Source organism: Geobacillus sp. WSUCF-018B (assembly GCF_002809985.1).
GTDB lineage: Bacteria > Bacillota > Bacilli > Bacillales > Anoxybacillaceae > Geobacillus > Geobacillus thermophilus.
The window spans coordinates 1-9,508 of record NZ_PIJF01000072.1; the positions used below are offsets into that span (position 1 = coordinate 1).

General features: G+C 50.6%; 8 protein-coding genes and 3 tRNA genes. All 11 read right to left on the reverse strand.

All coding sequences use genetic code 11. The features are described from left to right. Positions 1–105: 105 nt before the first annotated feature. The 11 genes from CV944_RS15470 to CV944_RS15525 all read right to left on the reverse strand — a co-directional run bounded on the left by CV944_RS15470 (position 106) and on the right by CV944_RS15525 (position 9,485). Positions 106–645 (reverse strand): hypothetical protein, encoded by a 540-nt coding sequence (locus CV944_RS15470; RefSeq protein WP_081211187.1) that lies wholly within the window; start codon positions 643–645, stop codon positions 106–108. Positions 646–1,001: 356 nt separating this feature from the next. After that, entirely contained in the window at positions 1,002–2,804 is a 1,803-nt protein-coding gene (gene glmS, locus CV944_RS15475) for a glutamine--fructose-6-phosphate transaminase (isomerizing) (protein ID WP_100664495.1), read from the reverse strand. A 517-nt stretch (positions 2,805–3,321) separates the two neighbouring features. Further along, on the reverse strand, positions 3,322–4,671 hold the full coding sequence (glmM, locus tag CV944_RS15485; RefSeq protein WP_100664496.1) for a phosphoglucosamine mutase: 1,350 nt from the start codon (positions 4,669–4,671) through the stop codon (positions 3,322–3,324). A 28-nt stretch (positions 4,672–4,699) separates the two neighbouring features. Next, positions 4,700–5,938: a CdaR family protein gene (locus tag CV944_RS15490; RefSeq protein WP_047817648.1), complete on the reverse strand. Its 1,239-nt coding sequence runs from the start codon at positions 5,936–5,938 to the stop codon at positions 4,700–4,702. After that, positions 5,931–6,752, reverse strand: a complete 822-nt coding sequence (gene cdaA / locus CV944_RS15495) for a diadenylate cyclase CdaA (protein ID WP_033011740.1) — start codon at positions 6,750–6,752, stop codon at positions 5,931–5,933. Before cdaA ends, CV944_RS15490 begins: the two co-directional genes overlap by 8 nt. A 72-nt stretch (positions 6,753–6,824) precedes the next feature. Further along, complete coding sequence (gene rsiW, locus CV944_RS15500; protein WP_063211631.1) at positions 6,825–7,436, reverse strand: anti-sigma-W factor RsiW; 612 nt, start codon at positions 7,434–7,436, stop codon at positions 6,825–6,827. Between the two features lie 14 nt (positions 7,437–7,450). Continuing rightward, a complete protein-coding gene (gene sigW / locus CV944_RS15505; protein ID WP_033011737.1) occupies positions 7,451–8,014 on the reverse strand; it encodes an RNA polymerase sigma factor SigW in 564 nt (187 codons plus the stop codon). Positions 8,015–8,202: 188 nt separating this feature from the next. Continuing rightward, positions 8,203–9,102, reverse strand: coding sequence for an arginase (gene rocF / locus CV944_RS15510; protein ID WP_033011736.1), 900 nt, complete (start codon positions 9,100–9,102; stop codon positions 8,203–8,205). A gap of 151 nt (positions 9,103–9,253) precedes the next feature. After that, positions 9,254–9,326: transfer RNA gene (locus CV944_RS15515), tRNA-Ala, on the reverse strand. 7 nt (positions 9,327–9,333) lie between these two features. Beyond that, positions 9,334–9,405 (reverse strand) — tRNA-Gly (locus CV944_RS15520). Between the two features lie 4 nt (positions 9,406–9,409). Further along, positions 9,410–9,485: transfer RNA gene (locus CV944_RS15525), tRNA-Lys, on the reverse strand. Between the last annotated feature and the right edge of the window lie 23 nt (positions 9,486–9,508).

Here is a 9,508-nt window from a genome sequence, read left to right on the forward strand (position 1 = left end):
TTTACATCCAGTAGAGCGCCCACCGCATTCTATCAAAATGACTTGTTATGAAGGAAAACAGAATCGAACAATCGGAAAATCTTTATTGCAACTTATATATATAGCTTAATTTCGGTATATTCCAGTATCAGCTCGTTCAAATTGCAATCTATATGACAAAGACGAAGAGTTTTTATTGAATAAGGTTCCGAAAACAGGGGGAACAATAATAGTGATAAAAAGTGCGATCATAAAAATGGCAAATGAAAAAGGATTTATCTGTTTTCCGATTTCATCTTTATGTTTTTTAACAAAATTTTTTATTTGAGCATTCTCTGTGATGGATGCAGAATCGATAATTTTCCGATCATCTAAATCATAATAGTATATCTGTTTTGCATCAAAATAAAAAATGCTGTCTCTAACTTCTTTTCCTTCTGCCAATACTACTTTAACGTTTTTAGTTTGTTTTGTATCTCCTTCAGTGACTTCAGCAGAAGTTGTTAGGCTATCGAGTATTTCGGCGGAATGATCCTTATAATAGGTAAGAGTTTTTTTGAATTCTTTGTTAATTGCTCCTGTAATATCCTGATTATCTTTTGCCAATGCTGCGAGAGGAGCAACCCATAGTAATGATAAAATTAAAAATAAAATGAGTTTTTTCATCTTATCACCTCTTTTGTGAATATTTTTTATAAATTATACCATATTTTTTATCTTAATAACCCCCCTTATATGTAAAATTTTTGTTTCGATTCTAATTTATCTCTTTGCGAAGCCTTGCTTGATCAATTAACTAACATTCACGATCCATTTCTCCTCTTTTGGCTCCAAATAAAAAATCGAGAAAAGCACCTTTAGGTACCTTTCTCGATTCCCTTCAATCCTATTTCCTTCTCCCTAATTGGAATCCCATCTTCGTTGCCAATCAAACTGAATTGAATTTGTTTCGCTTCGATACCGATCGCGAGTATAAGGCTTTTTTTGTCACTTAACAACAGCCTTTCCGACCAACGAACCGCTCACTCCACCGTCACGCTCTTCGCCAAGTTGCGCGGTTTGTCGACGTCGCAGCCGCGGTGCAAGGCGGCATAGTAGGCGATCAGCTGCAACGGCACGACGGAGACAAGCGGCGTAAGATCCGGATGGACGGATGGGATGATAAAGCGGTCGCCGTCGCCTTCCAGGCCGCGCATCGAGATGACGCACGGGTTCGCGCCGCGGGCGACGACTTCTTTTACGTTGCCGCGAATGCTCAAATTCACGTGCTCCTGAGTGGCAAGCGCAATCACTGGCGTGCCGTCCTCAATCAAGGCGATCGTGCCGTGTTTCAGCTCGCCGCCGGCGAACCCTTCCGCTTGAATGTACGAGATCTCCTTCAGCTTCAGCGCGCCTTCTAGGCAGACATAGTAGTCAACGGCGCGGCCGATGAAAAAGCAGTTGCGCGTCAGGGTCAAGTAGTCGCTCGCGATGTTCTCCATTTCCTCTTTCGCATCGCACAGCATTTCCATCACATTGGCGACGATGGCGAGCTCTTTCGTCAAGTCAAAGTCCAGCTCAAAGCCTTTCGCTTTTGCCGCGGCCGCCGCCAAAATTGCCAACACGGCAATTTGCGCCGTATAGGCTTTTGTCGAGGCAACGGCGATTTCCGGGCCGGCGTGCAACAGAAGCGTATAATCGGCTTCCCGCGACAGCGTCGAACCTGGGACGTTCGTGATCGTAATCGCTTTATGGCCGAGTTTGTTCGTTTGCACGAGCACGGCGCGGCTGTCGGCCGTTTCGCCGCTTTGCGAGATAAAGATGAAGAGCGGCTTTTCCGACAACAGCGGCATGTTGTACGAAAATTCGCTGGCGATATGCACTTCCACCGGAATTTTCGCCCACGATTCGATCAACTGCTTGCCGACGAGCCCTGCGTGGTAGCTCGTTCCGCACGCGACAATGTACAGGCGGTCGGCGTTCAGCACTTCGTTGATGATCGCTTGGTCAATCGTCAATCCGCCGTTTTCGTCTTGGTATTTTTGAATGATGCGGCGGATGACGAACGGCTGCTCGTCAATTTCTTTCAACATGTAATGCGGATACGTTCCTTTTTCAATGTCGCTTGCATCGAGCTCGGCCGTAAACGGCTTCCGTTCGACTGTCTCGCCGTTGAGCGTTTGAATCGTGACGTTCTCGCTCGTGACGATAACGAGCTCCCCATCCATCAGTTCGACGAATTGATTCGTCACTTGAAGCATCGCCATCGCGTCGCTCGCCACGACGTTAAACCCATCGCCCAAGCCGATGAGAAGCGGGCTTTTGTTTTTCGCCGCATAGATGGTGTTTTCGTCTTGCGCATCGATCATGGCGATGGCGTACGATCCTTTTAGCAGCGAGAGCGTTTTTCGGAACGCCTCTTCCGTTGCCAGTCCGTCGTTGACGAACTTCTCCACGAGCTGAACGATCACTTCCGTGTCCGTGTCGCTTTGGAATGTGACATCGGCCAAGTAGTCGCGCTTGACCATTTCATAGTTCTCAATGACGCCGTTATGCACGAGCGTAAAACGGCCTGAAGCGCTTTGATGCGGGTGGGCGTTCACTCGGCTTGGCGCCCCGTGTGTCGCCCAGCGTGTATGGCCAATGCCGACCGTCGCGTTGACGTTCGGGTCGACGATGCGGCGCAAATCAGCAATCCGTCCTTTTTCCTTAAACACATGCACGCCGCTTTCGTTCAACACAGCGATCCCCGCCGAATCGTAGCCGCGATACTCGAGTTTTTCCAATCCGCGCAATAAAATTTCCTTCACATCTTGATAACCGATATAGCCAACAATGCCGCACATGGCAAATGTTCCTCCTTTTCATCTTGGAGGCTGCCGCTAATGAGATCCTTCCATGTTCAGTTGTCAAAGAACAACGGGGCCTCACCGTCAATGCGGCAGACTCCCCTTTCGATTTGCGCGATGACATCCTCCCCTTTGTGCAAAGGGTCGCCCCTTTGTTTTAAGAGAGGACTTGCGGCTGTCATCGCCCCAGCCGGGAGGCATCCGCCGAAAACCTCGATAAACCTCCTCCTCGTCAACTAAGCGTTCTTCCGTCCAACGCTTAGTCCAGGCGCTTTTGTCGTTAAAACGATTGCAACAACCAACCGGTTTTTCTTTTTGAAACGTTCCATCCGCTGGAACAACTGCTGTTCCTGATCTCCTTGTTCCGCCCTGCCATCGCCTCCTTTCAAAAAAAAGGCAACAACGTTAATATTACAGGACATTCCCAGCGGCGTCAACTATTTATATAAATACCCTATGCATAAACGAAAGGGAACGTTCCGTTTATGCATAGGGTGGTTGTCCAGACGGTCGATTATTCCGTCCCCATTTCACGGCGGACGACATCGGCGATCCGCTCCACGTAGGCGCGGCACGCTTCTTCGGTCGGGGCCTCCGCCATAATGCGCACAAGCGGCTCAGTCCCCGATGGGCGGACAAGAACGCGGCCGTTGCCGTTCATCTCTGCCTCCACTTCCTGGATCACTTTTTTCACTTGTTCGTTTTCCATTGCTTTTTCCTTATCGGCCACCCGGACGTTCACAAGCAGCTGCGGGTATTTTTTCATTTCCCCCGCCAATTCGGAAAGCGGCTTGCCTTTGATTTTCATGATGTTGACAAGCTGGAGCGCCGTCAACATTCCGTCCCCCGTCGTGTTGTAGTCAAGGAAGATGATATGTCCGGACTGCTCGCCGCCGAGATTATAGCCGTTCTTCTTCATTTCCTCGACGACATAGCGGTCGCCGACCGCCGTTTGTACACTTTTGATTCCCTGCGCCTCAAGCGCCTTGTAAAACCCAAGGTTGCTCATGACGGTTGAGACGACGGTTTGGTGCTTGAGGCGGCCGGTTTCTTTTAAATATTTGGCGCAAATGTACATAATTTGGTCGCCATCGACGATGTTGCCGTTCTCATCGACGGCAATGAGACGGTCGCCGTCGCCGTCAAAGGCGAGCCCGACATCCGCTCCTTTTTCTTTGACAAATGCGGCGAGCGCTTCCGGATGGGTGGACCCGACCCCTTCGTTAATGTTGAGCCCATTGGGCGACGCCCCCATCGTCACGACATCCGCATCCAAATCGGCAAATAAGTACGTCGCCAGCGATGACGTCGCCCCGTGCGCGCAGTCGAGGGCGATTTTCATCCCGGAAAAATCTTCTTCATCAATCGTTTGTTTTAAATACTGCAAGTACTTTTGCCCGCCTTCGAAATAGTCGTTTACTTGCCCAAGCCCAGCCCCGATCGGCCGCGGCAGCATATCCTTCCCATTGTCGATGAGTGCTTCAATTTCGGCTTCCTGCTCATCCGACAGCTTGAACCCGTCCGGACCGAAAAATTTAATGCCGTTATCTTGCACCGGGTTGTGCGAGGCGGAAATCATAATGCCGGCCTGCGCTCCGAGCGCCTTCGTCAAATAGGCGACGCCCGGGGTGGAAATGACGCCAAGGCGCATCACCTCGACCCCGATCGACAAAAGCCCGGCGACCAGGGCGCCTTCCAGCATATGGCCGGAAATGCGGGTGTCGCGCCCGATCAGCACTTTCGGGCGATCAACGCTTTTCGTCAGCACATATCCGCCGCAGCGGCCGATTTGAAACGCCAACTCTGGCGTCAATTCACGATTTGCGACTCCACGTACACCATCAGTGCCAAAATATTTGCCCATTCGGTCACTCTCTCCTTACTTGTACAATTTATTGTGCAACTGCTTTTTCGCTAATGTGAACCATCGCCGTTTCTGATGACGGCTGCCATTGGACTTGTTCAGGGTGGTTCCATTGAATAGGAACTTGATGTTCACCAGTGTCAAGTCCACTCACATCGACATACAAATGAATATCGTCTTTTGTCAACCCACGGACGGCATCGGGCGGACCGACAAGGCGGATCGTAATTTTGCCTTCAAGCGGTTTGACAAATTCAGCTTTGTATGAATCCGGCAAGCCGACGACAGCGATCGGCACGTCTTTCCACGTTTGTGTGACATCTTTTTCTACATCAATATGCACCTTGATTTTGTCTGGATTGACGCTTTTTGCCCCATCAGGGAGCGGAACGTTGAGCTCTACCGTCGAATCATCCGTTATATCGTCCAAATCAACGGTCAACCCTTCCAGCTTGTCAATATGGTTCAACACTTCCTTCGGTCCATAAATCGTCACTCGATCCGGCTCCGGCGTGATGCTGACCAGATGCACACCATCCGGCAACTCCCCAGTTGTTCGCACTTGAACCGGCACCGTCTTGCTCGGGCTTTTCACCGGCACGGTTACTTCCACCGACGATGGCTCTGGCTCAATATCCAACTCATTTCCCCGTCGATCGTACACCCGAACGCGCGCTTCTCTCGTCAGCGTTTCCGTCGCCCCATCTAAGTCGACGATGGCTTTGACAAACGCAATCTCGTCGATTAGTTCCTTCGCCCCGGTAATCGTCACGGCATCTGGTTTCACAGTCGGTTCTCCAACGGAATAGCCATCCGGCATTTTGTTTCGATTGAAAAATTCGACGCCGACCGAAAAGCGTTTCGATACTTTTTCACGGATCGTCACTTTCACTGAAGCCGGCTGGATATTCACCTTCAGCTTTTCCGAGATGTCCTTGTATTTGATCGGCACCGTGTATGTTCCTAACGGCAAATCGGTTAAATCGACGTACACCTCGAAATTTCGCTGCAAAGCCGTCGGTTTGACGATGCTTGCCGGGCCTTGGAGCGTGACGTTCACATATTTCGGCACGCCGGACACAACCAAGTTTTCTTCATCATAATAAGCGACAACCGGGATGTCGACTAACGTTTCCGTATCCTCCTGGCCAAACGTATTGCGCGTTTCCCCTGTTTTCGCCCCGACATTGGCCGACATATACAGCATAATCGCCAGCAATAAAGAGACGACACGAATAAACCAAGGATGGTCCATCAACTTATCCATGTTTCTTCCCCCTCCACTGCCAACGGGAAGAAGCGGACGCCTTCGTCGCAGGAGCAAGTTCCCCCGTTAACAGCTCCCGAAACTCATCGATCGTTAAATCACGGTACAGCTCGCCGTTTTTCGTCAACGATACTGCTCCTGTCTCTTCCGACACGACAACGGTGACGCTGTCCGTCACTTCGCTGATGCCGAGCGCCGCCCGATGGCGCGTCCCGAGTTCCTTTGAAATGAACGGACTCTCCGATAGCGGCAAATAACAAGCGGCCGCAGCGATTTGATTTTTTTGAATAATCACCGCTCCGTCATGAAGCGGGGTGTTCGGAATGAAAATATTAATGAGCAGCTCCGGCGATACATGTGCGTTAAGCGTAATCCCCGTTTCCACATAATCACCCATTCCGGTTTCCCGCTCGATCGAAATGAGCGCCCCGATGCGCCGCTTCGCCATATACTCCGTGGCTTTGACGATGGCTTCCACCATCTGCAGCCGTTCCTCGTCTTCATTGACTGTGCTGCGTGTAAACAGCCGTCCACGGCCAAGCTGCTCGAGGGCGCGCCGCAATTCCGGCTGAAAAATAATGATGATCGCGAGAAATCCCCAAATGATCGCCTGATCCATCAGCCATTGCAGCGTCGTCAATCCGAGGTAATTGCTCACAAAGCGGACTAGAATAATTAAAAAAATGCCTTTTAACAACTGAATGGCCTTCGTCCCGCGAATCATCATAATCAATTTATAAATGACGTACCAAACAACAAGAATATCGACCACTTTCAACAAATACGACACGATGGGGAGCTCTTCGAAGGACATCTTCACACTTCCTTTATCTCTAATTCCAACCTTCCGATGGTCATGGAAAAAGCCATCGGACGATGGCTGCCATCATTCAAGGGATTGGAGCGCATGGTGAACCCTCTCTTTAATATTATACCAAATCCATTCAAACACTTGATTAATTTCTTCTACTTCCCCGGTTACTTGTCCAGCAGACGCCATATATTTGTTCCCGTGGATCACCGTCACATCCCCATCGACCGTTCCTTCAATCCGAATCGATCCATTGCGAACTGTAATATCCCCTTTAACCGTTTGCCCTTCCGGCACGATCACTGTATGATCGCGGATGATGACATGTTCATCAGCCGAAACGGAAAATGCTCCTCTTTCATTCCATGAGGAGGCAAAACTGCCGACTGTGAGCAGACAAAACAGGGAGGCAGCCGTCAGTATGGGATGCGCATGCAGCCAACGGCGCAGCCGCGCAGCCTTTTTCTCTTTCGGCATGGCTCCCATCACGGTTGCCGTGAACGAGGACGGCACTGTAATATGAGAGGCGCATTGCAGAAAAGCGATCGTTTTGTTTAGTTCATAAAAATGGGCAGCACAAGCGGCGCATGACCGCAAATGTTCTTTCAACTGCCGTTCCTCGTCCGGATGAATGTCGCCGTCAAAGTAGCTATGCATCAGCGATACGATTTCCTTCGGACATTCCATCGTTTCTCACCCTCTTATAGATGACCAAGTTGTCTGCGCAGCGCTTCACGCCCGCGATGCAGCCTTGTTTTCACCGTGCCGACTGGCAACTCTAAAATCTCGCTAATCTCTTGCAACGACAGATCCTCAATATACTTCAGCACGATCACGCTCCGGTATTTTTCCGGCAGCTGATCAATCGCCCGTTGAACCGTCTCCTGCAGTTCCAAGCTTTCCACCGCCTCTTCAGGGGACGCTTCGCGTGAAGGAAGCTGCGCTTGCATCGTCAATCCGTCCGTACCGTTTAGTTCTTCATCCAAATACACATCAGGCTTCCGTTTCCGCAGCTTATCGATCGTTAAATTCGTCGCAATCCGGTACAGCCATGTGGAAAATTTCATTTCCGGGTTGTACGTATCAATATGGACATAAGCGCGGATGAATGCCTCTTGTGCCGCATCTTCCGCCTCGTGCCGGTTGCCGAGCATTCGATAACAAAGGCGGTAAATTTTATCTTTATACAAGTCGACAAGATCAGCGTACGCATTTTGGTCGCCTTTTCGGATCGCCTTAATTCGTTTTTTAATGAACAAATCCATACAATCCAATACCCCCGCCCTTACGGCTTACTGTGTATTACGGCACTCCACCGGGAAAAGTTTCACACAACATATCTATTGTACCATAGAACGAAAAAAAGAAGGGGGGCAAACCTAATATGGCGTTCCCCCTTCCACCATTGCCTTCAACAACAACGATTCGCTGCTTCCGCTGTCGGACCAGCGTGCTAAATCAGCTTCTCTCCAAACAATGAACCCATCAGCCCCACAGCAACCGAGGCGGTCTTGTTCCGTTCATCCAAAATGGGGTTCACCTCGACAAATTCGGCAGAAGTGATGATTTGCGCTTCCGCCAACATTTCCATCGCCAAATGGCTTTCCCGGTACGTCAGCCCACCGATCACCGGCGTCCCAACCCCCGGCGCATCGCTCGGATCAAGCGCATCCAAGTCAAGCGACAAATGGACGCCATCCGTTCGCTCTTTCAAATACGCGATCGTCTCTTCCATCACTTTCGTCATCCCAAGGCGGTCAACCTCATGCATCGTATAGATTTTGATTCCTTTTTCGCGAATAAACCGCTTCTCTCCCTCATCGAGCGAACGGACTCCAATCAATACGACATGTTCCGGTTTGATCTTCGGGCTGTATCCACCGATTCCCGTCAGCGCCGGATGGCCAAAGCCAAGGCTTGCCGCCAGCGGCATGCCATGAATGTTTCCAGAGGGCGACGTCTCCTCCGTATTGACATCACCGTGCGCATCATACCAAATAACCCCAAGCCGCTCATAATGTTTCGCCACCCCGGCGAGCGTGCCAATGGCGATGCTATGGTCGCCGCCCAGCACAAGCGGAAAGCGCCCGCGTTGAACGACCTCATCGACGGCGACAGCCAGCTGTTCATTCGCATCCGCAACCGCTTTCAAATTGCGCAACCGCGGATCCCCTTGCTCGGACAACCGCTCCGCCTTGCCGATCGGAATGTCTCCTAAATCTTCAATATGGTAATGAAGGCGTTCAAGCCGTTCAATGACTCCAGCGTAACGCATCGCGCTCGGCCCCATGTCGACGCCGCGGCGCGTCTGCCCTAAATCCATCGGCACCCCGATAATCGAGATTGGCTTCATGCTGTTTCTCTCCTTTCCCTTTTCCCTCTACACCTTTATTGTAGGGAAAGAAAAGAGATGACTCAACTTGACAAAATTTTGAATATTTATGCTGACCATAACAAAAGAAAACAGCAACCTGCTTTTTGCTGACATAGCAGGTTGCTGTTTATGGAGCCTATCGGGATCGAACCGATGACCTCCTGCGTGCAAAGCAGGCGCTCTCCCAGCTGAGCTAAGGCCCCGTTCCAAAGCGGAAGACGGGACTCGAACCCGCGACCCCCACCTTGGCAAGGTGGTGTTCTACCGCTGAACTACTTCCGCGCCATGGTGAGCCATGGAGGACTCGAACCTCCGACCCTCTGATTAAAAGTCAGATGCTCTACCTACTGAGCTAATGGCTCATGAGTTGGATAACACCCTAGGA

Coding starts and splice junctions, on each gene's coding strand:
- CV944_RS15470 (WP_081211187.1), bottom strand. CDS start 645: ATGAAAAAACTCATTTTATTTTTAATTTTATCATTACTATGGGTTGCT.
- glmS (WP_100664495.1), bottom strand. CDS start 2,804: ATGTGCGGCATTGTTGGCTATATCGGTTATCAAGATGTGAAGGAAATT.
- glmM (WP_100664496.1), bottom strand. CDS start 4,671: ATGGGCAAATATTTTGGCACTGATGGTGTACGTGGAGTCGCAAATCGT.
- CV944_RS15490 (WP_047817648.1), bottom strand. CDS start 5,938: ATGGATAAGTTGATGGACCATCCTTGGTTTATTCGTGTCGTCTCTTTA.
- cdaA (WP_033011740.1), bottom strand. CDS start 6,752: ATGTCCTTCGAAGAGCTCCCCATCGTGTCGTATTTGTTGAAAGTGGTC.
- rsiW (WP_063211631.1), bottom strand. CDS start 7,436: ATGGAATGTCCGAAGGAAATCGTATCGCTGATGCATAGCTACTTTGAC.
- sigW (WP_033011737.1), bottom strand. CDS start 8,014: ATGGATTTGTTCATTAAAAAACGAATTAAGGCGATCCGAAAAGGCGAC.
- rocF (WP_033011736.1), bottom strand. CDS start 9,102: ATGAAGCCAATCTCGATTATCGGGGTGCCGATGGATTTAGGGCAGACG.